This is a genomic window from Vibrio ordalii ATCC 33509 (assembly GCA_000257205.1).
Lineage (GTDB): Bacteria > Pseudomonadota > Gammaproteobacteria > Enterobacterales > Vibrionaceae > Vibrio > Vibrio ordalii.
In genome coordinates this window covers 1-25204 of record AEZC01000032.1, presented here as the reverse complement: position 1 = coordinate 25204, position 25204 = coordinate 1, and the positions used below count along the sequence as shown (strand labels likewise).

At 45.9% G+C, this 25204-nt stretch carries 19 protein-coding genes; 17 read left to right on the top strand and 2 right to left on the bottom strand.

The features are described 5' to 3' along the window. Positions 1 to 8: 8 nt before the first annotated feature. The 11 genes from murE to lpxC all read left to right on the top strand — a co-directional run bounded on the left by murE (position 9) and on the right by lpxC (position 13503). Complete coding sequence (gene murE, locus VOR_RS0102290; RefSeq protein WP_010318009.1) at positions 9 to 1496, top strand: UDP-N-acetylmuramoyl-L-alanyl-D-glutamate--2,6-diaminopimelate ligase; 1488 nt, start codon at positions 9 to 11, stop codon at positions 1494 to 1496. Then, a complete protein-coding gene (locus VOR_RS0102285; protein WP_010318008.1) occupies positions 1493 to 2851 on the top strand; it encodes a UDP-N-acetylmuramoyl-tripeptide--D-alanyl-D-alanine ligase in 1359 nt (452 codons plus the stop codon). The genes murE and VOR_RS0102285 overlap by 4 nt, the downstream gene beginning before the upstream one ends. Beyond that, positions 2848 to 3930, top strand: a complete 1083-nt coding sequence (gene mraY / locus VOR_RS0102280) for a phospho-N-acetylmuramoyl-pentapeptide-transferase (RefSeq protein ID WP_010318005.1) — start codon at positions 2848 to 2850, stop codon at positions 3928 to 3930. Before VOR_RS0102285 ends, mraY begins: the two co-directional genes overlap by 4 nt. Positions 3931 to 3945: 15 nt before the next feature. Then, entirely contained in the window at positions 3946 to 5283 is a 1338-nt protein-coding gene (gene murD / locus VOR_RS0102275; protein ID WP_155815337.1) for a UDP-N-acetylmuramoyl-L-alanine--D-glutamate ligase, read from the top strand. Positions 5284 to 5325: 42 nt separating this feature from the next. Next, positions 5326 to 6501: a cell division protein FtsW gene (gene ftsW, locus VOR_RS0102270; RefSeq protein ID WP_033197376.1), complete on the top strand. Its 1176-nt coding sequence runs from the start codon at positions 5326 to 5328 to the stop codon at positions 6499 to 6501. Beyond that, positions 6488 to 7549, top strand: coding sequence for an undecaprenyldiphospho-muramoylpentapeptide beta-N-acetylglucosaminyltransferase (gene murG, locus VOR_RS0102265; protein ID WP_010318000.1), 1062 nt, complete (start codon positions 6488 to 6490; stop codon positions 7547 to 7549). The genes ftsW and murG overlap by 14 nt, the downstream gene beginning before the upstream one ends. 13 nt (positions 7550 to 7562) lie before the next feature. Then, positions 7563 to 9023 carry a UDP-N-acetylmuramate--L-alanine ligase gene (gene murC, locus VOR_RS0102260; protein WP_010317998.1) on the top strand — a complete coding sequence of 487 codons (1461 nt, stop codon included), beginning with the start codon at positions 7563 to 7565 and terminating at the stop codon, positions 9021 to 9023. A gap of 188 nt (positions 9024 to 9211) precedes the next feature. Beyond that, positions 9212 to 9985, top strand: coding sequence for a cell division protein FtsQ/DivIB (locus VOR_RS0102255; RefSeq protein WP_010317996.1), 774 nt, complete (start codon positions 9212 to 9214; stop codon positions 9983 to 9985). After that, positions 9978 to 11240 (top strand): cell division protein FtsA, encoded by a 1263-nt coding sequence (gene ftsA, locus VOR_RS0102250; protein WP_010317995.1) that lies wholly within the window; start codon positions 9978 to 9980, stop codon positions 11238 to 11240. Before VOR_RS0102255 ends, ftsA begins: the two co-directional genes overlap by 8 nt. A 30-nt stretch (positions 11241 to 11270) precedes the next feature. Further along, positions 11271 to 12488 carry a cell division protein FtsZ gene (ftsZ, locus tag VOR_RS0102245; protein WP_010317994.1) on the top strand — a complete coding sequence of 406 codons (1218 nt, stop codon included), beginning with the start codon at positions 11271 to 11273 and terminating at the stop codon, positions 12486 to 12488. Between the two features lie 97 nt (positions 12489 to 12585). Beyond that, positions 12586 to 13503: a UDP-3-O-acyl-N-acetylglucosamine deacetylase gene (gene lpxC / locus VOR_RS0102240; RefSeq protein WP_010317993.1), complete on the top strand. Its 918-nt coding sequence runs from the start codon at positions 12586 to 12588 to the stop codon at positions 13501 to 13503. Between the two features lie 70 nt (positions 13504 to 13573). Here lpxC and VOR_RS0102235 read toward each other — a convergent pair whose 3' ends face one another. Then, entirely contained in the window at positions 13574 to 14029 is a 456-nt protein-coding gene (locus tag VOR_RS0102235) for a DUF721 domain-containing protein (protein ID WP_010317992.1), read from the bottom strand. Positions 14030 to 14353: 324 nt separating this feature from the next. On the opposite strand from VOR_RS0102235, the gene secA reads away from it, so the two are divergent. From secA to carB, 5 genes are all read left to right on the top strand, one after another. Continuing rightward, positions 14354 to 17092, top strand: a complete 2739-nt coding sequence (gene secA, locus VOR_RS0102230) for a preprotein translocase subunit SecA (protein ID WP_010317991.1) — start codon at positions 14354 to 14356, stop codon at positions 17090 to 17092. Between the two features lie 92 nt (positions 17093 to 17184). Beyond that, positions 17185 to 17583, top strand: coding sequence for an 8-oxo-dGTP diphosphatase MutT (gene mutT, locus VOR_RS0102225; protein ID WP_010317990.1), 399 nt, complete (start codon positions 17185 to 17187; stop codon positions 17581 to 17583). Between the two features lie 89 nt (positions 17584 to 17672). Continuing rightward, entirely contained in the window at positions 17673 to 18497 is an 825-nt protein-coding gene (gene dapB / locus VOR_RS0102220; protein ID WP_029626823.1) for a 4-hydroxy-tetrahydrodipicolinate reductase, read from the top strand. Between the two features lie 482 nt (positions 18498 to 18979). Continuing rightward, a complete protein-coding gene (carA, locus tag VOR_RS0102215; RefSeq protein WP_010317987.1) occupies positions 18980 to 20119 on the top strand; it encodes a glutamine-hydrolyzing carbamoyl-phosphate synthase small subunit in 1140 nt (379 codons plus the stop codon). A gap of 16 nt (positions 20120 to 20135) precedes the next feature. Then, a complete protein-coding gene (carB, locus tag VOR_RS0102210) occupies positions 20136 to 23366 on the top strand; it encodes a carbamoyl-phosphate synthase large subunit (protein ID WP_010317985.1) in 3231 nt (1076 codons plus the stop codon). A gap of 111 nt (positions 23367 to 23477) precedes the next feature. Here the strand turns inward: carB and VOR_RS0102205 are convergent, their stop codons facing one another. Beyond that, positions 23478 to 23966: a hypothetical protein gene (locus VOR_RS0102205; RefSeq protein WP_010317983.1), complete on the bottom strand. Its 489-nt coding sequence runs from the start codon at positions 23964 to 23966 to the stop codon at positions 23478 to 23480. A 515-nt stretch (positions 23967 to 24481) separates the two neighbouring features. Between VOR_RS0102205 and VOR_RS0102200 the strand changes: the two genes are divergently transcribed. Then, positions 24482 to 25198 carry a DUF4917 family protein gene (locus VOR_RS0102200; RefSeq protein ID WP_010317982.1) on the top strand — a complete coding sequence of 239 codons (717 nt, stop codon included), beginning with the start codon at positions 24482 to 24484 and terminating at the stop codon, positions 25196 to 25198. Positions 25199 to 25204 lie beyond the last annotated feature (6 nt).

The following is a 25204-nucleotide window of genomic DNA, read 5'->3' as shown; positions in this document are numbered from 1 at the left end:
GAAGCACAATGACGCCGAGTATGTGTTTACAAGATCTCATCGCCCCTTGGCTTGACCTCGATGGCCATTCTATTTCAACGTTGTCGGTGACTCGTTTAGTGCTCGATAGCCGTAAAATATCATCCAATGATACCTTTATTGCAGTGGTCGGCCATGCCATCGACGGAAGGCAGTTTATTGATAGCGCTACTCAAGCTGGGGCGAATCTGGTATTGGCTCAAGCGTGTGCGCAGCATCCGCATGGCAGTATGACTACGGTCAATGGCGTGTTAGTGATTTACCTTGCTGATCTAAACCAACATTTATCTCAACTGGCATCGCGGCTTTATCGTTCGAAGACCAGTACGTTGATTGGGGTTACGGGAACCAACGGTAAAACCACCATTACTCAATTAATCGCGCAGTGGATTGACTTGTTAGGCGATAAAGCGGCGGTGCTGGGTACGACGGGTAATGGTTTTCTTAACCATTTACAGCCTGCCGCCAATACCACAGGTAATGCCATTGAGGTCCAAGAAACACTCTATCAATTAGCGCAGCAAGGCGCTCGCTATACCGCGCTGGAAGTCTCTTCGCACGGATTAGTTCAAGGGCGAGTTCAAGCATTGAAGTTCGCTGTGGGCGTGTTTTCTAACTTAAGCCGCGATCATCTCGATTATCATGGCACCATGGAAGAGTACGCCAAAGCAAAGCTCTCCTTATTTACCGCTCATCACTGCCAACACGCTGTCATCAATGCCGACGATGCGGTGGGTGCGAGTTGGTTAGCACAGCTGAAAGCACCGATTGCTGTCTCTTTAAAGCAGCAACCGCAATGCGCTAAAGCGCTGTGGGCGAGCTCGGTCTCTTACAGTGATAATGGTATTTCATTAACCTTCGACGGCTACTATGGTCAAGGTGAATTGAGCGTGCCGTTGATTGGCGAATTTAACGCCAGCAATCTTCTACTCGCTTTTGCCATTATGCTGACTTTAGGGTTTGATAAACAAGCCTTGATGACAACGGCTTCTCAACTGCAGCCGGTCTTAGGGCGAATGGAACTCTTTCAAGCGCCAAATCGTGCGAAGATCGTCGTCGATTATGCACACACGCCCGATGCTTTGGAAAAAGCACTGTTGGCACTTCGCGTTCATTGCCAAGGTCAGCTATGGGCGATTTTTGGTTGTGGTGGCGACCGCGATAAAGGCAAACGTCCGATGATGGCCGAAATTGCAGAGCGCTGCGCTGATAAGATCATTTTGACCGACGATAACCCTCGTAGCGAAAAACCGGCAGACATTGTGCAAGATATGGTGGCAGGACTTAAGTTTGCAAGTCGCGCACACGTTGAGCACAATCGTTATGCTGCCGTGCAATACGCCCTGCAACATGCCGATCAGCAAGATATCATTTTATTGGCAGGCAAAGGGCATGAAGATTATCAAGTGATGGCCCATCAAACTATTCACTATTCGGATCGCGAAACGGCGCAAACCTTACTGGAGATAAGTGCATGATAGAAGTCTCTTTACAGCAATTGACGCACGTTTTGCATGCACAATTGGTTGGTTGTGATGTCACCGTGTCTGAGGTCTCGACCGACACGCGTCAAATCAAACCGGGTTCGCTCTTTGTTGCCTTGGTTGGTGATAAATTTGATGCTCATGAGTTTGCTGCACAAGCGGTTGCCTCTGGTGCAAAGGCGTTATTGGTTCAGTGCCCTTTGGCGGTTTCGGTTCCTCAGCTGGTGGTTACCGACACCAAACTGGCGTTAGGCCTGCTTGGCGCTTGGGTTCACCAACAGTGTCAAACACCGACCGCAGCGATTACAGGTAGTTGCGGTAAAACCACAGTCAAAGAGATGGTGGCAAATATTTTATCAGCCAAAGGCCGCGTGCTCTTTACTGCTGGCAATTTTAATAATGATATCGGCGTGCCGCTCACTCTGCTTCGCTCTGGTCTTAATGATGCGTATGCAGTGATTGAGTTAGGGGCGAATCATATTGGTGAAATTGCTTATACCACCTCTTTAGTGAAGCCGGATGTCGCATTGGTGAACAATGTTGCCGCGGCGCATCTGGAAGGTTTTGGCTCAATTGAGGGCGTAAAACAGGCGAAAGGTGAAATTTATCAAGGCCTTGCTTCAGGTGCGACAGCCATTATTAATTTAGAAAGCCACGGTGGTGAGCGGTGGAGCGCTATTTTAGCGGACAAAACCGTTAAAACCTTTTCCAGCCGTCAAATGGCAGATTTTTACGCCCGTGGTATTAGGCTTAACGAACAAGGTGAAGCTCAGTTTGAAATGATCACACCAGTCGGTCATATTGACATTGGGCTCAATATTGTGGGTGAACATAACGTTTCTAATGCGTTGGCGGCGGCGGCATTAGCCATGGAGTTGGGTGCAAATCTTGAAGAGGTGCAGTACGGACTTGCGCATCTGGCTCAGGTGAAAGGGCGTGTTGATGTCACCCAATTGAGCTCGACTGTGAAACTGATTGATGACAGTTACAATGCCAGTGTTCCAGCAATGAAAGCGGCGGTTGATCTACTTAACACTTTCTCTGCAAGGCGTTGGTTAATTTTAGGTAATATGGCCGAGTTGGGCGATGAAAGCCTTGCACTTCATCGTCAAGTCGGTGAACATGCTGCACCATTCCAGTTTGACTATGTCCTTACTTACGGTCGCGATGCAAAAGTGATCAGTGACCTATGCCATGGCCTCCATTTTGAAAGCCATGCGGACATGATTGCTTATATCGAGCAGCAATTATCACAATTCGATCAAGAGTCTCATACCTTACTTGTCAAAGGTGCAAACAGTGCGGGTATGAGTAAAATTGTGGCTGCTCTCAAGGAGAAATACTCATGATTATTTGGCTCGCGGATCTACTCCAGCCATACTTCTCTTTTTTTCGTCTGTTCGAATATCTCTCATTTCGGGCCATCGTCAGTATTTTAACCGCACTTGCTCTGTCGTTATGGATGGGGCCGCGCTTGATTAAACGTTTGCAACTACTGCAAATTGGTCAAGTGGTGCGTAACGACGGTCCAGAATCACACTTTAGTAAGCGCGGTACGCCAACCATGGGCGGTGTTATGATCCTCGCCTCTATCATTGCTACCGTACTGCTGTGGACTGATCTCTCAAACCCTTACGTGTGGGCTGTACTTGCGGTGCTGCTTGGTTATGGCGTAGTCGGTTTTGTGGATGATTATCGCAAAGTGGTGCGTAAAAATAGTGATGGATTGATCGCACGCTGGAAATACTTTTGGCAGTCAGCCATTGCGTTGATAGTGGCGTTTGCTCTCTATGCACATGGCAACGATACCGCAGCTACTCAGCTTGTGGTGCCTTTCTTTAAAGATGTGATGCCGCAACTGGGCTTGCTCTACATTGTGCTGACCTATTTTGTCATCGTCGGAACCAGTAACGCGGTGAACTTAACCGATGGTCTGGACGGTTTAGCCATCATGCCGACTGTTTTAGTTGCTGCCGGTTTTGCTGTGATTGCATGGGCAACTGGGAACGTCAATTTCGCCAGTTATCTGCATATTCCTTATGTTCCTTATGCCTCAGAGCTAGTGGTGGTGTGTACTGCAATTGTGGGGGCCGGTTTAGGTTTTCTGTGGTTCAACACTTATCCTGCACAAGTCTTTATGGGCGATGTGGGTTCACTCGCTCTAGGCGGTGCACTCGGTACAATAGCGGTGTTGGTTCGTCAAGAGTTTGTGTTAGTGATCATGGGCGGCGTGTTTGTGATGGAAACCTTGTCGGTGATTTTACAAGTCGGTTCCTACAAATTACGTGGTCAACGTATTTTCCGGATGGCCCCTATCCATCACCACTATGAATTGAAAGGTTGGCCAGAACCACGTGTGATCGTCCGTTTTTGGATTATCTCAATTGTGTTGGTGTTAGTGGGTTTGGCTACACTAAAAGTGCGCTAGTGATAGAGCAAAACGGTGTTGAATGGAATGAAGATGGATCGTTGGCAAACTGTTAATAATGTGGTGGTCGTGGGGCTCGGTATGACGGGCCTCTCGGTGGTGAACTACCTTTTGAGTTTAGATCGCTCGCTCACGATTAAGGTGATCGACACGCGGGACAACCCGCCAGGTCGAGAACATTTAAGCTCGCAAGTTGAGCTACATTGTGGCAGCTGGAACCAAGCTTGGTTATTTGACGCTGACTTGATTGTTACTAATCCGGGCATTGCTTTAGCTACGCCAGAGATTCAACAGGCGTTAGCGCAACATATTCCCGTGGTGGGCGATATTGAGCTCTTTGCTTGGCAGGTGGATAAGCCTGTTATCGCTATCACCGGATCCAACGGTAAGAGCACAGTGACGGATTTAACCGGAGTGCTTGCTAAAGCTGCTGGGGTTAAGGTTGCCGTTGGCGGCAATATTGGTGTGCCTGCTTTAGATCTACTTCAGCAAGAGGCCGATCTTTATGTGCTGGAGCTTTCAAGCTTCCAGCTAGAAACGACCTCAAGTTTAAAACTCGTCTCTGCTGCCTTTCTCAATCTGACTGAAGATCATATGGATCGCTACGATGGTATGGAATCGTATCGCCAAGCTAAATTGCGCATTTTTAAGTATGCGCAAGCGGCGGTCGTGAACGCCGATGATAGCCAGACGGAACCTCCCTCATTTTCAGGTCACATCGCACGTTTTTCCGTTGAACATGACGCCGACTATTGCACGCAAATGATTGATGGAAAATCGTTTTTAGTCGCGAAAGGCACGCCATTGTTGGCAAGCGAGGAGCTCAGATTAGTGGGACGACACAATAGTGCCAACGTGCTCACTGTACTCGCACTACTCGATTTGGCGGGTGTTGATTACTCATCTGCGCTTGATGCATTGAAATCTTACCGCGGGCTGACACATCGTTGTCAGGTTGTTGCTGATAATCACGGCGTAAAATGGGTCAATGACTCGAAAGCAACTAATGTCGCAAGCACCCAAGCGGCGTTGTCGGGGTTAAATTGCCAAGGAACTTTGTATCTGCTCGTGGGGGGCGTTGGCAAGGGCGCTGATTTCTCGCTATTAGCACCGATACTAAAAACATTGAACGTAAAACTGTGCTGTTTTGGCGTTGACGGTGGGCAATTCATGCCACTGCATCCATCGGCTCAGTTCTATTCATCGATGGAAGAGATTATCGTATCGATCAAACCGCAGCTGCGTCGTGGTGATATGGTGATGCTTTCGCCTGCTTGTGCCAGTTTTGATCAGTTTAAAAACTTTATGGCCAGAGGTGACGCCTTTGCCGAGCTTGCGCAGCGTTACGCTTAATCAACAGGAAATTGCATTTTGTCCTTTTCAAGCCTCATCAAAATGACTCGTCAATGGTTTCAGAGCCAAGCGCCTGAAGCCTTGTTTGACCGTCAATTGGTATGGATTGCTTTAGGTTTGATGCTGACTGGGCTGGTGATGGTGACATCGGCTTCGTTTCCTATCAGTTCGCGTTTAACGGATCAACCGTTTCACTTTATGTTTCGTCACGCCATTTTCTTGATGCTGGCCATTGTGACATCGAGTGTGGTGTTGCAAGTGCCAATGAAACGTTGGATGCAATACAGCTCGGTGCTACTTGGCGTCTCTTTTATGCTGCTGATTGTGGTTTTGCTCGCGGGCAAATCGGTCAATGGTGCCTCGCGCTGGATCCCTTTGGGGTTATTTAACCTGCAACCTGCTGAGGTGGCAAAACTGTCACTGTTTATTTTCATGGCTGGGTACTTAGTTCGTAAACAAGATGAAGTGAGGCAAACCTTTTTTGGTGGCTTCATGAAACCGATTATGGTGTTTGGAACCTTGGCCATCTTGCTGCTTGGTCAGCCAGATTTGGGAACCGTGGTTGTGATGTTGGTGACTCTGTTTGGCATGTTGTTTATTGCTGGGGCCAAACTGTCACAATTTATTGCGCTCATGGTGGCTGGAATTGTTGCGGTAATCGCACTGATTGCGGCAGAGCCTTACCGTATTCGCCGTGTGACTTCATTTCTTGACCCATGGGAAGACCCGTTTGGTAGCGGTTATCAATTGACTCAATCTCTGATGGCCTTTGGGCGCGGAGAGTGGTTTGGTCAAGGGCTTGGTAACTCGATTCAAAAGCTAGAGTACTTACCTGAAGCGCACACTGATTTCGTATTTGCAGTGCTGGCTGAAGAGCTCGGCTTTGTTGGTGTTGTACTAGTCCTACTGCTGATTTTTAGTCTGGTACTTAAAGCGGTGTTTATCGGTAAAAAAGCCTTTGAGCATGATCAGCAATTTGGTGGTTATTTGGCCTTTGGGATTGGAATTTGGTTTGCATTCCAAACGCTCATCAATGTTGGCGCTGCAGCGGGCATGGTGCCGACTAAGGGCCTGACGCTGCCCTTGATCAGTTACGGCGGTTCAAGTTTAATTATTATGTCGATTGCGGTGTCGATCTTGTTGAGAATTGATCATGAATGTCGACTCAAAGATCGCAATCGAGTGTCTATAGAAAAAGAATCCAATGACAAACAATAAACGTTTAATGGTTATGGCTGGTGGAACGGGGGGACATGTTTTCCCCGGCCTCGCTGTGGCTAAACAGCTCCAACAGCAAGGTTGGCAGATCCGCTGGCTAGGGACTGCGGATCGGATGGAAGCAGAATTAGTGCCTAAACATGGTATTGAGATCGACTTTATTCAGGTCAAAGGGTTACGTGGCCAAGGCATAGGGCGTTTGCTGAAAGCGCCTTTTCAAATTGTGAACGCGATTTTTCAAGCGCGTCGTTATTTGAAGCAGTGGCAACCTGATGCGGTGCTCGGCATGGGCGGATACGTCAGTGGTCCCGGTGGCGTGGCAGCCTGGTCTATGGGAATTCCCGTTGTGCTTCACGAGCAAAATGCCGTAGCAGGGTTAACCAACCGTTGGCTTTCGAAAATTGCCAAACGCGTATTTCAAGCCTTCCCCGGAGCCTTTACTGAGGCGCAAGTTGTAGGTAACCCGGTACGCCAAGATGTCGCTACATTACCCGCACCGCAAGTACGCTTTGCTGAGCGAAATGAACCGATCCGCATTCTCGTGATGGGCGGCAGCCAAGGTGCGCAGATTCTCAACCGAACTTTGCCTGACGTGCTAGCTGTGCTTGGCGATGATTACCAAGTTTGCCATCAAGCAGGCAAGAATAATCAACAGTCGGTTGAGCAAGCTTATCGCGCGCTTCAGATCAAAAATGCACACGTTACCGAGTTCATTGAGGATGTGGCTGGCGCTTATGCGTGGGCTGATTTACTGGTGTGCCGTTCGGGAGCATTAACGGTTTCCGAAGTGGCAGCAGCCGGTGTTGGCGCTATATTTATCCCTTTTATGCATAAAGATCGACAGCAAGCGCTTAACGCGGATCATTTAGTTACTTGCGGTGCGGCCAAAATGATTGAACAGCCGCAGCTCACAGTAGAAAAACTAGCGCAAGAGATTGCTTCTCTTGAGCGTCATGATCTGCTGTTGATGGCGCAACAAGCGCGTGCAGCCGCACAACTGGATGCTGATAAAGTCGTTGCTGACGCTATCATCGCACTTACCCAATAACGAGAAATTTTTCATGACCATTAAACATACTCAAGATTTAGCTCAAATCCGTGCCATGGTGCCAGAGATGCGCCGCGTCAAGTGTATTCACTTTGTCGGTATTGGTGGGGCGGGCATGAGCGGGATTGCGGAAGTGTTGCTCAATGAAGGCTACCAAATTACCGGTTCTGATCTCGCTTCCAACCCTGTGACTGAAAGATTGGCAAGTAAAGGGGCCATCATTTATATCGGCCATCAAGCCACTAATATTGAACTTGCCAGCGTGGTGGTAGTTTCTACCGCAATCAATGAGCTAAACCCAGAACTGAAAGCGGCACGTGAACGACGTATTCCGGTTGTTCGTCGTGCTGAAATGCTGGCGGAATTAATGCGCTTTCGTCACGGTATTGCGGTAGCTGGGACGCATGGAAAAACGACAACAACAGCATTGGTCACGCAAATTTATTCTGAGGCTGGTTTAGATCCGACGTTTGTTAATGGCGGGCTAGTCAAAAGCGCAGGCACTAATGCGCGTTTAGGCTTAAGTCGCATTTTAATTGCTGAAGCTGATGAAAGTGATGCTTCATTCCTTCATCTTCAGCCTATGGTCAGTATCGTGACTAACATTGAAGCGGATCATATGGACACTTATGGCGGTGATTTTGAAACGCTTAAACAAACCTTTGTTGATTTCCTACACAATCTGCCATTCTATGGTCAGGCGATATTATGCATTGATGATCCTGTTGTGCGGGAAATCATTCCACGCATCAGCCGTCAAGTGATCACCTACGGTTTTGCCGATGATGCCGATGTCAGGATCAATAATTACCATCAGCAGGGGCAACAAGGCCACTTTACTGTCGTCAGAAAGGGGCGAGCCAATCTGGATATTACGCTGAATATTCCAGGCCGTCATAACGCACTTAATGCCTCCGCGGCTATTGCGGTAGCTACAGAAGACGATATTTGCGATGAAGCGATTTTAAAAGCGATGGCGAGCACCCAAGGCACTGGACGTCGTTTTGATCATCTTGGTGAGTTTGACACGGGCAATGGTGTTGTCATGCTTGTCGATGATTATGGTCATCACCCAACCGAGGTTGGAGTGACGATTAAGGCGGCGCGTAGCGGTTGGCAAGAAAAACGGCTAGTGATGATTTTCCAGCCCCATCGTTATAGCCGTACTCGTGATCTGTATGATGATTTTGCCAATGTTCTGGAGCAAGTCGATGTGCTGATCATGCTCGATGTCTATGCAGCAGGAGAAAAGCCGATTGCGGGAGCCGATGGCCGATCGCTGTGCCGAACGATACGCAGTCGCGGTAAAATTGATCCTATTTTTATTCCTGACAGTGCGATGCTACCTTCAGTTTTAGCTAATGTATTACAAGAGGGTGACCTTGTGTTGACGCAAGGAGCCGGCGATATCGGCAAGGTGGCGAAACATCTAGCGGCTCTCGAATTGAATGTCAATAAAATGCAACAGATTTAATTTAGAGCGCTTATTTGTGTATCAATATTGAATAACATGGTATCCAGTCCAGATTTCTTACTTTCAATGTTTGATACTTTCAACGACCTCAGTATAATCCGGAGGTTAAAGTCAGTGCTTTTACCTCTATTGCAAACCAAATAGGGCACGAGATTGCGATTTGAAAACAGGAACATCAGGCTTTGTTAATGAATGTGTTCGATGAAAGCCGAGCTGTTTCCCGTTCGCCACTCATAAAAAATCACGCCTCTGGTGTTGTTTTTTTGTTTGTAGTGCTGCTGCTGATAAGTTCACTCGTTTATTCAACACTCAGTTGGATGTGGGACGAACAGCGGCTACCGCTTTCAAAGATTGTACTACAAGGTGATTTGCAATATGTATCTTCGCTAGATGTACAGCGCGCTTTTGCTCAGTTGGATCATATCGGTACTTTTATGTCGCAAGATATTAATGTACTTCAGTCGAGCGTACAGGCTATTCCGTGGGTAGCCCATGCATCGATTCGTAAACAGTGGCCTGACACTATAAAAGTGTTTCTGACAGAATATAGAGCAGTCGCGATTTGGAATGGCAACGCTTTGTTAGATGGATATGGCACAGTATTTAATGGCGATATTGGTCAATTGAACGGTGAAAGAGTCAAACTTTATGGCCCGCAAGGAACTAGCCAAGAAGTATTGAATGTTTGGAAGAGAACGAACCCTAAGTTTCAATTATTAAACTTAAATATATCGTCACTGTTACTCAATGATCGCCGAGCGTGGCAAATCATATTAGATAATGGTATTCGCTTAGAGTTAGGCAAAGAATCACTAGATGAACGAGTGGCTCGTTTTATTTCACTGTATAAGAATTTAGGCAATAAAACTGAACAAGTGAGCTATATCGATCTTAGATATGATACAGGAGCCGCAATAGGTTGGTTCCCTGAACAAGAAGCACAAGAGAGTAAAAATGACTAAGACCGCTGATGACAACATTATTGTTGGTCTTGATATAGGCACTGCTACCGTATCAGCTTTAGTTGGCGAAATACTGCCTGACGGTCAAATTAATATTATTGGCGCTGGTACCAGCCCATCCCGTGGGATGGATAAAGGGGGAGTTAACGATCTTGAATCGGTCGTTAAGTCTGTCCAAAGAGCGGTTGACCAAGCAGAATTAATGGCGGAATGCCAAATTAGTAATGTGTTTCTCTCTCTATCTGGGCGACATATTGCGAGCCGTATTGAAAAAGGCATGGGAACTATTTCAGATGAAGAAGTTTCTCAAGAGGATATGGATCGAGCGATTCATACCGCCAAATCAATAAAGATTGGGGAAGAGCAAAGAATATTGCACGTCATTCCTCAAGAATTTACGATTGATTACCAAGAGGGAATTAAAAACCCGCTTGGTTTATCAGGTGTACGCATGGAAGTGAGCGTGCATCTTATTTCTTGTCATAATGATATGGCGAGAAATATTATCAAAGCGGTAGAACGCTGTGGTTTAAAAGTTGAACAACTGGTTTACTCTGGCTTAGCGGCAAGTAATGCGGTTATCACTGAAGATGAGCGAGAATTAGGTGTGTGCGTGATTGATATAGGCGCAGGCACTATGGATGTCGCTATCTGGACTGGTGGTGCATTACGGCATACGGAAGTGTTTTCTTATGCGGGAAATGCAGTAACCAGTGATATTGCTTTTGCATTTGGCACACCAGTCAGTGATGCTGAAGAGATTAAAGTAAAATATGGCTGTGCGCTGAGTGAGTTGGTAAGCAAGGATGATACCGTTAACGTCCCAAGTGTAGGAGGGAGACCTTCGCGAAGTTTACAAAGACAAACCTTGTCGGAAGTGATTGAACCTCGCTACACTGAATTAATGGGATTAGTTAACCAAACTATAGATACTGTCCAAGACAAATTGCGCAAAAATGGCATTAAACACCATTTAGCGGCTGGTGTTGTTTTAACTGGCGGCGCTGCGCAAATTGAAGGTTTGGTTGAGTGTGCGGAACGCGTTTTCCGCAATCAAGTTCGCGTAGGCAAGCCTCTAGAGGTGAGTGGCCTTACAGATTACGTAAAAGAGCCGTATCATTCTACGGCGGTTGGTTTACTTCATTATGCGAAAGAGAGCCAAATTAATGACGACACGGAATACAGCGAACCGAAACGCCAATCCATGTCGAGCTTAATTGGTCGTTTGCGTAACTGGATACAAAAAGAGTTTTAACCTGAGTTGCAGGGAAAACGGAGATAACACATGTTTGAACCGATGATGGAAATGTCTGACGATGCTGTAATTAAAGTCGTTGGAGTTGGTGGTGGTGGCGGTAACGCTGTTGAACACATGGTGCGTGAGTCCATCGAAGGCGTGGAATTCATCAGTGTCAATACCGATGCGCAAGCACTTCGTAAAACAAGCGTAAGTAGCGTCATTCAAATTGGTGGTGATATCACTAAAGGTTTGGGTGCTGGTGCAAACCCGCAAGTTGGACGTGATGCAGCTCTAGAAGACCGAGAAAGAATTAAAGAAGTTCTGATGGGTGCCGATATGGTGTTTATCGCAGCTGGTATGGGCGGTGGTACAGGTACTGGTGCAGCTCCTGTTATTGCAGAAGTTGCCAAAGAACTGGGTATCTTAACCGTAGCGGTTGTCACGAAACCTTTCAGTTTTGAAGGAAAAAAACGTTTGGCATTTGCTGAACAAGGCATTGAAGAGTTGTCAAAACACGTTGACTCTTTGATTACCATTCCTAATGAAAAACTACTGAAAGTATTAGGTCGTGGTATTACTTTGCTCGAAGCCTTTGCAAGCGCGAATGACGTGCTTAAAAATGCAGTACAAGGTATTGCTGAACTGATTACACGCCCAGGCATGATTAACGTGGACTTTGCTGACGTACGTACTGTGATGTCAGAAATGGGCCACGCTATGATGGGTAGTGGAGTGGCTCGCGGCGAAGATCGTGCAGAAGAAGCGGCAGAGATGGCAATTTCTAGCCCTCTTTTGGAAGATATTGATCTTGCAGGCGCTCGTGGCGTGTTGGTCAATATTACCGCTGGTTTGGATATGCGACTAGACGAATTTGAAACCGTCGGTAATACTGTTAAGGCGTTTGCGTCTGACAATGCGACAGTTGTCATCGGTACTTCGTTAGATCCTGATATGGCAGACGAAATTCGCGTGACTGTCGTTGCAACGGGTATTGGTAATGAGAAAAAGCCAGACATCACTTTAGTTGCAGGCGGTAAAGCCAAAGTCGCACCAGCAGTTCAGCCACAAATGGTTCAACAAGCAGCGAAAATCGAAGAAAAAACGGCACAGCCTTTGCGAGAAAGAGCAGAAGTGAAACCGCAATCAGCATCGTCGTCAACTGTTTCATCTTCTTCCGGTGCAAGTCAAAATACGGCACCGAAAGCAGATAAGGAAAATGGATATCTTGATATCCCAGCATTTTTACGTCGTCAGGCTGATTAACAATTAGACATAATTTGACACTGTTCAAAATTATGGTAGCATTTGCGGTCGGTGCTTTACCGACCGTGTTTTGTCGCACTGACATAGAGGCAAGTAGATGATCAGACAACGAACTCTGAAAGAAATAGTGAAAACAACTGGGGTGGGCTTACACTCTGGTCGTAAAGTCACATTAACGCTTCGCCCTGCTGCTGCAAACACGGGGATCATTTACCGCCGTACTGATGTCAATCCACCAGTAGACTTCCCTGCGGATCCTGAATCTGTTCGCGATACCATGCTATGCACTGCTTTGGTCAACGATGAAGGTATTCGTATCTCTACCGTTGAGCACTTAAATGCAGCATTAGCGGGCATGGGAATCGACAACGTTATCATCGAAGTTGACGCACCCGAAATTCCGATTATGGATGGTAGCGCTAGTCCTTTTGTTTACTTGCTGCAACAAGCAGGTATTCAAACGCTGAATACACCAAAACGTTTTATTCGAATTAAGAAACCAGTTCGATTTGAAGATGGTGATAAGTGGGCAGAACTTGTACCTCATAACGGTTTTCGTATGGATTTTGAGATTGATTTTCAACATCCCGCTATCGATTCTGATGAGCAACGCATGGTGTTTGATTTTTCCTCGCAAGGTTTCGTCAAGGAAATTTCAAGAGCTCGTACTTTTGGTTTCATGCGTGACATTGAGTACCTACAATCGCAAAACCTCTGTTTAGGTGGCAGCTTTGATTGCGCCATCGTATTAGATGAATACCGTATTCTTAATGAAGAAGGTTTGCGTTTTGCCAATGAGTTTGTCACTCATAAAGTATTGGATGCCATTGGTGACTTGTACATGTGTGGTCATTCCATTGTGGGTGAGTTCCGTGCTTATAAATCAGGCCATGGTTTAAATAACCAGCTACTGCGTGCAGTCTTAGCCGACCAAGAGGCGTGGGAATGGGCTACTTTTGAAGAAGAAGTTGGCTCTCCAGTAGCGTTTGCTGAACCGAATATGGTTCTCGCTTAGGCGCAATGTTTAAATAAAAAGGCCAGACAATTGTCTGGCCTTTTTATTTAGGTTGATTCATCGATGACGCTTATTTGGGCCTAGCCAATTTCGCCAAATTTTCCAAACGTTTTTTGACTTTAGGGGAAGCGCTACTCGCCACCATCAATAATGCTTGCGCCGTATTTTCAGATAGTGGTGGGCGCGCGACCGTTTCTTTTTCTTCTTTCATACCACGATTACGATAGAGCGCTGGGTTTATCTTGAGCTCAATGCTGATCAATTTGGCAAATCCTTGGTTGCGTAACTGATTCAAAATGTGTAATCGGTCATAATCAAGCTTCATTTTTATCGATGCACTGGCCACTTCAACGATTAAGTGACCGCCGCGAATGTTAGCGGCTCGGACATGATCGGCCGTTCCTTTGGGAAGCAACTTATTGAGCACTTTATTTAAAGCGAGGATCTCGGTGGCATGTTGCTGTATTTTCTTTAGAGATGAATCGCTGATCAGCTCTTTGGTTAACGTGGGACGGTGATCGCGCATGGAGTCTCCCTCTTAAGTTGCCATTCAATTCTATTGTGGTGCCTAGGATGCGTATAGTAATAAATCGATTTTATTGCTTAAACAGTGCTCAAAAAGCGTAAAAATATTAAGTGTGCTTCAAACAAACAGTTTTGCTATTGGTTGTCGCTGCAAAAATTCCTTACACTATGCGTTACATAATTATTTAATACCTTGAAAATAAACCTCACCGTCACAATATCTGTGATACATGATTTATCTCAGTATCCTTAGTTCAAAACTGGTAGAGACTGACGGCATTAAGAGTAGATCGAAAACGATCTAATAAAGAGAGATTCCTGACACATGATAACTAAGCTACTGACAAAGGTTATTGGCAGTCGCAATGACAGAACGCTGCGCCGCCTTAAAAAAATTGTCAAAGAGATCAACAACTACGAGCCTACTTTTGAAGCACTCACGGATGAAGAACTAAAAGCCAAAACGGTTGAGTTTCGTCAACGTTTAGAGCAAGGTGAAACCTTAGACCAATTACTTCCTGAAGCATTTGCCACCGTGCGTGAAGCATCCAAGCGCGTATATGGTATGCGTCACTTCGACGTACAGTTGATCGGCGGTATGGTTCTCAACGCGGGTCAAATCGCAGAAATGCGCACTGGTGAAGGTAAAACGTTAACCGCAACTTTGCCTGCGTATCTCAACGCCTTGCCTGGCAAAGGCGTGCACATTGTTACTGTCAACGATTATCTTGCTAAGCGTGACGCAGAAACAAACCGCCCACTATTTGAATTTTTAGGCATGACGGTCGGCATTAACGTACCGAATATGCCACCACAAGAGAAAAAACTTTCTTATCAAGCGGACATTCTTTACGGGACCAATAACGAGTTTGGTTTTGATTACTTACGCGACAACATGGCTTTCCGTAAAGAAGATCGAGTACAGCGTGAACGTTTCTTTGCCGTAGTCGATGAAGTGGACTCAATTCTTATTGATGAGGCGCGAACGCCACTGATCATCTCAGGCCCTGCCGAAGATAGTTCTGAGTTGTACATCCGCATTAATACCCTCATTCCACTTCTGCAAAAGCAAGATAAAGAAGACTCTGAAGAGTATCGTGGTGATGGTCACTACACGGTTGATGAAAAATCAAAACAAGTTCATTTTACTGAAACGGGCCAAGAATTTGTTGAAGAGTTGATGGTGAAAAATGGTTTGATGGAAGAGGGCGATACTCTTTATTCACCAGCCAACATTAGTTTGCTACACCATGTCAATGCCGCATTGCGTGCGCACGTGCTATTTGAGAAAAATGTCGATTACATCGTGACAGAAGAGAGTGAAGTGGTCATCGTTGATGAGCACACTGGCCGTACCATGCCTGGTCGCCGTTGGTCTGAAGGTTTACACCAAGCTGTCGAGGCGAAAGAAGGTGTTAAAATCCAAAACGAGAACCAGACTCTTGCGTCGATCACCTTCCAAAACTATTTCCGTTTATACGAAAAACTTTCTGGTATGACGGGCACTGCCGATACTGAGGCGTTTGAATTCCAATCGATTTATGGTTTGGAAACCGTGGTAGTTCCAACCAATAGACCTATGGTTCGTAACGATATGCCAGATGTGGTGTATCGCACTGAAGCTGAAAAATTTGCAGCGATCATTGAAGATATCAAAGCGCGTGTTGCGAAAGGGCAGCCCACGCTAGTTGGTACGGTTTCGATTGAGAAATCTGAATTGCTTTCTAATGCGTTAAAAGAAGCTAAAGTGAAACATAACGTACTTAACGCGAAATTCCATGAAAAAGAAGCTGAAATTGTAGCGCAAGCTGGTACTCCAGGGGCCGTTACGATTGCGACTAACATGGCAGGTCGTGGTACAGATATCGTATTGGGCGGTAGCTGGCAGGCACAAATTGAGCAGCTAGAGAATCCAACACAAGAGCAGATCGATGAGATCAAAGCGAAGTGGAAAGAGGTTCATAACCAAGTGTTAGCCGCTGGTGGTCTGCACATTATTGGTACTGAACGCCACGAATCTCGTCGTATCGATAACCAGTTACGGGGTCGTTCTGGTCGTCAAGGGGATGCGGGTTCTTCACGTTTCTATCTATCGATGGAAGATTCACTGCTGCGTATCTTTACCTCAGATCGTATGGCAAGCCTTATCCAAAGTGGTATGGATGAAGGTGAAGCGATCGAAAGTAAGATGCTTTCTCGCTCGATCGAAAAAGCGCAACGTAAAGTCGAAGGACGTAACTTTGATATTCGTAAACAGCTTCTTGAATACGATGATGTGGCTAACGATCAACGTAAAGTAGTTTATGAGCTGCGTGATGAGCTCATGGAAGCAGACGATATCAGCGAAATGATTGAGCAGAATCGTCAAGATGTTTTGACTTCCGTTATTGATGAATACATTCCGCCACAATCGCTCGAAGATATGTGGGATGTTAAAGGGTTGGAAAATCGTTTGAAAAACGATTTTGATTTAGAGCTGCCATTACAGCAATGGTTAGATGCTGATGATAAATTGTACGAAGAAGCGCTGCGCGAACGTATTCTTGAACAAGCGGTTAGCGTATATCGTGAAAAAGAGGAAACGGTCGGGGCTTCGGTTCTGCGTAACTTTGAAAAATCAGTCATGCTACAAACTCTGGATACCTTGTGGAAAGAGCATCTAGCGGCGATGGATCACTTGCGCCAAGGTATTCACCTACGTGGCTACGCGCAGAAAAACCCAAAACAAGAGTACAAGCGTGAGTCGTTTGAGCTGTTTGAAGAGCTACTGGATTCTTTGAAAACTGATGTAATTACCATCTTGTCTAAGGTACGCGTACAACAGCAAGAAGAAGTTGAACGTATGGAAGCACAGCGTCAAGCGCAGGCGGAAGAAGCCGCGCGTCGCCAACAGTTCCAGCACCAAAGTGCCGACAGTTCGGTTGCAGATGAAGCTTCTGAAGATCAAGGACACCAGCCTATGGTTCGTGAAGAGCGTAAAGTCGGTCGTAATGAGCCTTGCCCTTGTGGTAGCGGTAAAAAGTACAAACAGTGCCACGGACAGATCAACTTATCCCTTGAATGATCACCCCAAGAGTCGCTTAGGCGACTCTTTTTTTAACTCAATATTTCTCATCTTTATTTTCTAGGTTGGGAAGTCGCCGAATCGGAGTCTTTATGAAACGCGTTCATATTGTTGCGGCTATTATTTTTAATAGCGATAAATCAGAAATTTACATTACCAAACGACCAGATCATCTTCACAAAGGCGGTTTTTGGGAGTTCCCTGGCGGCAAAGTTGAAGCGGGCGAAACGATTGAACAAGCCATTTGCCGCGAGCTCGATGAAGAGATTGGTATTCATATTACTGAGCAATCTCCTTACCAATACCTTGAGTTTGACTATTCAGACAAGTCCTTAACTTTTGATTTTATTTGCGTGACACAATTTGATCATCAGCCGTATGGTAAAGAAGGGCAGCAAGGAGAATGGGTAGCGGTTTCTGAGTTGGCAAACTATTCATTTCCTGAAGCCAATACGCCTATCGTTGAGCGCGTCATGAAAGAGTTTGCCTAAGTCGCTAGCCACCACAAGCAAATATTGATAGTTTACAGAAACACCTTGAATGAAGAGAAACGATGCAAGCTTAAGCTGATGTCGTCACAATGGAGAATAACGCAATGGTGAGAATTGCGATTGCAGGAGCGGCGGGTCGAATGGGCCGCAATTTGGTGAAAGCCACTTATCAAAATAACCATGCTCGAGTGGGTGCGGGCTCAGAGCGTCCTGAGTCCTCGTTGGTTGGTGTTGATATCGGTGAGTTATGCGGTGAAGGGCGATTTGATATCGCCTTGGTGGATAACCTAGAAAATGCCGTAGAGAACTTCGACGTCATTATCGATTTTACGGCGCCAGTGAGCACCTTAGCCAATATTGAGTTATGCAAAAAACACGGTAAGAAGCTAGTGATTGGCACTACTGGCTTTTCTGATGCTGAAAAAGCACAAATCAATGCTGCCGCACAACAGGTTGCGATTGTCATGGCTCCTAACTACAGCGTTGGGGTTAACCTTGTTTTCAAGCTGCTTGAAAAAGCGGCTAGAGTGATGGGCGATTACTGTGATATCGAGATCATTGAAGCCCACCATCGTCATAAAGTGGATGCTCCATCAGGAACCGCAATTGGTATGGGAGAGGAGATAGCTAATGCTATGGGTAACCAACTGAGTGACGTTGCCGTCTATGCGCGAGAAGGTATTACCGGTGAGCGTACTAAAAATGAGATTGGTTTTGCTACGATTCGTGCTGGCGATATCGTGGGTGAGCATACCGCGATGTTCGCGGATATTGGCGAACGTGTAGAAATTACCCATAAAGCGACGGATCGCATGACTTTTGCCAACGGTGCAGTGAGAGCGGCGGTTTGGCTTGCTGATAAACCTGCCGGTTTTTATAGCATGGCTGATGTGTTAGGCTTGAACGATCTTTAATTACATAATTATGCGTCAGTATTTACTGGCGCATCCTTGTTGCCTCTCTTTTTTCTGATTTAATTATCTCTCATTATTTTCAATTTATCGGCTTACTTTTGTTATCTTTTGGTGGGTTGGTCCTCCATTTTTGTTTTAGATGCCTAAAATTCATCTTGTTCTCTGCTTGATTAACGTTTGCGTGATTTTGTTTGCCGTTTATTGCCTAAAATGAATCAAGGGATCTCACTTTGCTCATGATAATTCCTCCATTCTCCTCTTTTTAATCAATAAACATATCTTTTTGCTGCCTTAGATTCGCTTTTAATCTCTAATGCTCTAAATGTTGCTTTAATTTATTATGAAATGTTGACAGTAATCATGGTGGTCATTAGAATACCGCCAATTTGTCTAAATCCCCCTATGGCGCTATTTTGTAGCCTTAAGGAAGACGAATTTGCAGTTTAATTTATATTTTTTGCATTTTTATTCTGGAGGTTGTCTTGAGTAAGTCAGCACTGTTAGTCCTAGAAGATGGGACGGTGTTCCACGGTGTATCCATTGGCGCTGATGGAATATCCGTTGGTGAAGTCGTCTTTAATACCTCGATGACGGGGTACCAAGAAATCCTCACTGATCCTTCCTATTCTCAACAAATCGTTACTCTTACTTACCCCCACATAGGCAATACCGGAACCAATTCCGAAGACGAAGAATCCTCTTCTATCCATGCACAAGGCCTTGTGATTCGCGATCTCCCTCTTATCGCTTCTAACTTCCGTAATCAACTTTCCCTTTCTGACTACCTTAAATCACAAAATATTGTGGGCATTGCCGATATCGATACGCGCAAGCTAACGCGCATTTTGCGTGAAAAAGGAGCTCAGAATGGCTGCATTATGGCAGGTGACCATTTAGATGAAGCATTGGCGCTGGTAAAAGCCAAAGAGTTCCCCGGTTTAAAAGGAATGGATCTTGCGAAAGAAGTTACAACAAAAGAAGCGTACCAATGGAAACAAGGTTCGTGGACGCTCGAAGGTGGACTTCCTGAAGCGAAAGATGACAGCGAGTTGCCCTATCACGTTGTTGCCTACGATTTCGGTGCAAAGCGCAATATCCTCCGTATGTTGGTTGACCGAGGATGCCGCCTAACTGTGGTACCAGCACAAACCTCGGCTGAAGAAGTTCTAGCGCTGAAACCTGATGGTGTCTTTTTATCAAATGGCCCTGGCGACCCAGAACCATGTACTTATGCGATTGAAGCAACCAAAGTGTTCTTAGAGAAAGGACTGCCTATTTTTGGCATCTGTTTAGGACATCAAATTTTGGCATTAGCATCTGGTGCGAAAACAGTAAAAATGAAATTTGGCCACCACGGCGCGAACCATCCAGTGAAAGATTTGGATCGTAATGTGGTGATGATTACGGCACAAAACCACGGTTTTGCTGCTGATGAAGCAACGCTGCCAGTCACACTTCGTGCAACGCACAAATCGCTCTTTGATGGTTCACTACAAGGAATTCACCGCACCGATAAGCCAGCCTTTAGCTTTCAGGGACACCCTGAAGCGAGTCCAGGTCCGCACGATGCCGCCCCTTTGTTTGACCATTTTATTGAACTAATTAAAAAGCACACAGCGTAATTCGGAGTAGTAGACAATGCCAAAACGTACTGACATTAAAAGTATTCTAATTCTAGGTGCTGGCCCGATTGTAATCGGTCAGGCTTGTGAGTTTGACTACTCTGGCGCTCAAGCATGTAAAGCCCTGCGTGAAGAGGGTTACCGAGTGATTTTGGTTAACTCGAACCCAGCCACTATCATGACTGACCCAGAGATGGCCGATGCGACTTATATTGAGCCTATCCATTGGGAAGTTGTGCGTAAAATCATCGAAAAAGAGCGCCCAGATGCGGTATTACCGACCATGGGTGGCCAAACCGCATTGAACTGTGCACTTGAGCTGGAAAAGCATGGTGTTCTGGCTGAGTTTGGCGTTGAGATGATTGGCGCAACGGCTGATGCGATTGATAAAGCGGAAGATCGTTCTCGCTTTGATAAAGCGATGAAGTCAATCGGCTTAGCTTGTCCTCGCGCTGATACGGCAAAAACGATGGAAGAAGCTTACCGCGTTCAAGAGATGGTGGGTTTCCCTTGCATTATTCGCCCTTCATTTACCATGGGTGGAACCGGCGGCGGTATCGCTTACAACAAAGAAGAGTTTGAAGAGATCTGCCGTCGTGGCCTTGATCTTTCGCCAACCAACGAGCTGTTGATTGATGAATCACTCATCGGTTGGAAAGAGTACGAAATGGAAGTGGTTCGCGATAAAGCGGACAACTGCATCATAGTCTGTGCGATTGAAAACTTTGACCCAATGGGCATTCACACGGGTGACTCGATCACGGTAGCTCCTGCGCAAACGCTAACTGACAAAGAATATCAGATCATGCGTAACGCATCGCTAGCCGTACTGCGTGAAATCGGTGTAGAAACGGGTGGTTCGAACGTACAGTTTGGTATCAACCCGAAAGATGGCCGCATGGTGATCATCGAGATGAACCCACGTGTTTCTCGCTCTTCGGCTCTTGCATCGAAAGCGACGGGTTTCCCTATTGCCAAAGTTGCGGCCAAATTGGCGGTAGGTTTCACACTTGACGAGTTAATGAACGACATTACTGGTGGTGCAACCCCAGCGTCGTTTGAACCAACTATTGATTATGTTGTGACGAAAATCCCTCGCTTTAACTTCGAAAAATTTGCCGGTGCTAACGATCGCTTAACCACGCAAATGAAGTCGGTGGGCGAAGTGATGGCGATTGGTCGTAACCAACAAGAATCGCTGCAAAAAGCACTGCGTGGGCTTGAAATTGGCGTAAACGGCCTAGACGAAATGGTTGATTTAGACGCACCAGATGCACTGACTAAAATTCGCCATGAGCTGAAAGAAGCGGGTGCTGAGCGTATTTGGTATATCGCAGATGCTTTCCGCGCTGGTTTGTCTGTGGATGGGGTCTTCAACCTGACTAACGTTGATCGCTGGTTCTTGGTACAAATCGAAGAACTGGTCAAAATGGAACAAGAAGTCAAAGCGGGCGGTTTTGCTGGCTTAAATGCGGATGTTCTACGCAAGATGAAGCGCAAAGGTTTTGCGGATGCGCGTCTCTCTTCACTGCTTGGCGTGGCTGAAAGTGAAATTCGTCGTATGCGTGACCAATATAATATTCATCCGGTTTACAAGCGTGTCGATACTTGCGCGGCGGAGTTTTCGTCTGATACGGCTTACATGTACTCCTCTTATGATGACGAATGTGAAGCACAACCGACCGATAGAGACAAAATCATGGTGCTCGGCGGTGGTCCAAACCGTATTGGTCAAGGTATCGAGTTTGATTACTGTTGTGTTCATGCCTCACTCGCGCTACGCGAAGATGGTTATGAAACCATCATGGTTAACTGTAACCCTGAAACGGTTTCAACAGACTATGACACCTCCGATCGCCTCTATTTTGAACCAGTGACACTCGAAGATGTATTGGCGATTGTTCGGGTTGAAAAACCTAAAGGCGTCATCGTGCAATACGGTGGTCAAACACCGCTGAAATTGGCTCGTGCCCTTGAAGCCGCTGGAGTGCCTATCATTGGTACTAGCCCAGATGCGATTGACCGCGCCGAAGATCGTGAGCGTTTCCAGCAAGCGGTTGAGCGTTTAGGTCTGCTGCAGCCAGAAAACGCAACAGTGACTACGATGGAACAGGCGATTGAAAAATCGAAAGACATCGGCTTCCCGCTGGTGGTACGTCCGTCTTACGTTCTTGGTGGCCGTGCGATGGAAATCGTCTATGACGAACAAGATCTGCGTCGTTACTTTAACGAAGCGGTCAGTGTGTCTAACGAATCACCAGTACTGCTTGATCGTTTCCTTGATGATGCAATTGAAGTCGATATCGATGCGATTTGTGATGGTGAGCGTGTCGTTATTGGTGGCATCATGGAGCACATCGAACAAGCGGGTGTTCACTCTGGTGACTCAGCTTGCTCTCTACCGGCTTACACGTTAAGCCAAGAAATCCAAGATGTGATGCGTGAACAAGTTGAGAAGCTGGCGTTTGAATTGGGCGTTCGCGGTTTGATGAACACGCAGTTTGCGGTTAAAGATAATCAAGTTTACCTGATTGAAGTTAACCCTCGTGCCGCTCGTACTGTACCGTTTGTGTCAAAAGCAACGGGCGCACCGCTTGCCAAAATTGCCGCGCGCGTGATGGCAGGGCAGTCTCTAGAGTCACAAGGCTTTACTAAAGAGATCATCCCGCCTTACTACTCAGTGAAAGAAGTGGTTCTGCCATTTAATAAATTCCCTGGTGTTGACCCACTGCTTGGCCCTGAAATGCGTTCAACGGGTGAAGTGATGGGCGTGGGTGCAACGTTTGCTGAAGCTTATGCAAAAGCGGAATTAGGTTGCGGTAATGTTTATCCTGAAGGCGGCCGAGCTCTGCTCTCTGTACGTGAAGGTGATAAACAGCGTGTGGTTGATTTAGCGTCGAAACTGGTGAAATTAGGTTATCAGCTTGATGCTACTCACGGTACCGCCGTAATTTTAGGTGAAGCCGGTATTAACCCACGTTTGGTGAATAAAGTGCATGAAGGTCGCCCTCATATTCTTGACCGTATTAAGAATAATGAATACACCTACATCATTAATACAGCCGAGGGGCGTCAAGCGATTGAAGATTCTAAGGTTCTTCGTCGTGGTGCATTGGCACAAAAAGTCAACTACACCACAACACTGAATGCTGCTTTTGCAACCTGTATGTCTCATACGGCCGATGCGAAGTCATCAGTCACGTCAGTGCAAGAGTTACACGCGCAAGTGAAAGCACACTTAGCATAAGCGTTAAAAAATAATAAATCAGTAGGTCTAAGACCTACAGACAACCTCATTGCCCGCTGAATTAAGCGGGCTTTTTTTATTTTCTTATTTTATGTTATTTGAGGGGGGAGTTTAACGCGGGGTAGCGGTGGTTTCTGGTGCAGAAAGTATCGCTCTAGTATCGAGGCTTCCACCAACATCGACCAAAACTAAACGCTGATGATCATTGGATAGCTTGACAAATTTTATCTGCTCTACTTCTGGCTTGCGCCAATTTAGGATAAATAGTGATGCATTATCATCCTGCTCAAAGCCACGTTCTGTATTGAGTTCCCCAAGCGTCACCAGCCCATCAACAGACATCCGATAGCCATCTCCGTGACCAATGATCTCCAAGGTGACGGATTTGCCATCCAACGCTCCACGGTAGATCACGCCATCGAAGGCATCGTAGGCAATATCATCCATGCTGTGATCACAACTTTGCGTTGCTTGCTGGTAGGCACCTCCCGCATCTAAACAGCGGTCTTGGGCGATAAACTCACGTCCCCAAAATAGATAAAGTAAGCCTATCGATAAAAGGCCTATCCCTACCAAAGCGGTGATGCTCTTTTTGTTCATTAATGTTTCTCTGTCGTTATGCTGTGAAAAATCGCCATGCATCATAGTTAGGTTTGATAGGTTAACCAAACACATTTGTTATGCAAATAAAAAGAGAGTGGCGCAATTTCCCTCAATAAGAATTGCGTGCAGGTAGGGCAGGAGACTGGATGGGTTGGCTCAGTTGAGGGGGTGCGGTTAATTAATACAACTTAGTTTTATGCCATTTAATGCTTTAAAGTAGAAGCTCATAATGGTTCTGTTTCTCCCCCTTAAAGGGGAGGGAATTAGTTTTGTGAGCGTTGGGAGTATGTCATTTATGATGATAGATGGGGTTTGCTAAAACAGTTTTGCCCCATTCCAAGTCAGTGCCAATATAAGAACAAGCCACAGTACATGTTTTTGCGATACTTAGGCTAATAGAAAAGTAAAATGTAAGACGCGCTCCATCGGTTGGTTCTGTGAACTAGGTATATAGAATAGCGGAAATCAACAGGGTATAGTTGCATATCAATTCACGTAAGGAGAGTTAGATTATGCCACTACAATCTTTTGAAGACGCGATGAATAAGCGTGTGCCTGACAATAAAAAGCCGTCTGTCCTACTGGGTAACGGCTTCTCACAAGCATGGGATCATGCAATTTTCAACTATAAAAACCTGCTTCACGGAGCGGATTTTGGCGTTCGTGATGCACAGATAAAGGAAATTTTCACGAAATTCGACACATACGATTTCGAGCAAGTAATGCGTGCTCTAGAGGCTGCCGAAGCTATCTGCGAAACTTATGGTATTGATGCTGTAAAAATTGATGAAATCAGCACAGACCAAGAGCAACTAAAGAATTCATTAATTGATTCAATTTCTGATACTCATCCAGAAAGATCAAGTCATGTTTCAGTAGCACAATACGAAAAAGCTAAACCATTCATCCTAGAATTCAAAAACATCTTCACTCTCAACTACGACTTATTGCTTTACTGGATAGTCAATAAAACTGAGATTGAACCAACGGGCTACCGTACAGGTGATGGGTTTAGTTTTACTACATGGGAAAATCGATCAGATCAGAATGTCTTTTTCGTACATGGAGGCCTTCATCTCTATGACACCGGAACTATAATTAAGAAGCACACATTCAATGACGATCACGATGTCAGTATCATAGATAAGGTTCGCGCGAATCTAGATGAAGGCAAATTCCCTTTGTTTGTTTCAGAGCCAACAAGTACCAAGAAAGTATGCGCCCCATGATCCCAC

Coding starts and splice junctions, on each gene's coding strand:
- lpxC (WP_010317993.1), top strand. CDS start 12,586: ATGATCAGACAACGAACTCTGAAAGAAATAGTGAAAACAACTGGGGTG.
- VOR_RS0102285 (WP_010318008.1), top strand. CDS start 1,493: ATGATAGAAGTCTCTTTACAGCAATTGACGCACGTTTTGCATGCACAA.
- ftsW (WP_033197376.1), top strand. CDS start 5,326: ATGACTCGTCAATGGTTTCAGAGCCAAGCGCCTGAAGCCTTGTTTGAC.
- VOR_RS0102255 (WP_010317996.1), top strand. CDS start 9,212: ATGAATGTGTTCGATGAAAGCCGAGCTGTTTCCCGTTCGCCACTCATA.
- murG (WP_010318000.1), top strand. CDS start 6,488: ATGACAAACAATAAACGTTTAATGGTTATGGCTGGTGGAACGGGGGGA.
- ftsA (WP_010317995.1), top strand. CDS start 9,978: ATGACTAAGACCGCTGATGACAACATTATTGTTGGTCTTGATATAGGC.
- mraY (WP_010318005.1), top strand. CDS start 2,848: ATGATTATTTGGCTCGCGGATCTACTCCAGCCATACTTCTCTTTTTTT.
- VOR_RS0102235 (WP_010317992.1), bottom strand. CDS start 14,029: ATGCGCGATCACCGTCCCACGTTAACCAAAGAGCTGATCAGCGATTCA.
- secA (WP_010317991.1), top strand. CDS start 14,354: ATGATAACTAAGCTACTGACAAAGGTTATTGGCAGTCGCAATGACAGA.
- VOR_RS0102205 (WP_010317983.1), bottom strand. CDS start 23,966: ATGAACAAAAAGAGCATCACCGCTTTGGTAGGGATAGGCCTTTTATCG.
- mutT (WP_010317990.1), top strand. CDS start 17,185: ATGAAACGCGTTCATATTGTTGCGGCTATTATTTTTAATAGCGATAAA.
- ftsZ (WP_010317994.1), top strand. CDS start 11,271: ATGTTTGAACCGATGATGGAAATGTCTGACGATGCTGTAATTAAAGTC.
- VOR_RS0102200 (WP_010317982.1), top strand. CDS start 24,482: ATGCCACTACAATCTTTTGAAGACGCGATGAATAAGCGTGTGCCTGAC.
- murC (WP_010317998.1), top strand. CDS start 7,563: ATGACCATTAAACATACTCAAGATTTAGCTCAAATCCGTGCCATGGTG.
- murE (WP_010318009.1), top strand. CDS start 9: ATGACGCCGAGTATGTGTTTACAAGATCTCATCGCCCCTTGGCTTGAC.
- carB (WP_010317985.1), top strand. CDS start 20,136: ATGCCAAAACGTACTGACATTAAAAGTATTCTAATTCTAGGTGCTGGC.
- dapB (WP_029626823.1), top strand. CDS start 17,673: ATGGAGAATAACGCAATGGTGAGAATTGCGATTGCAGGAGCGGCGGGT.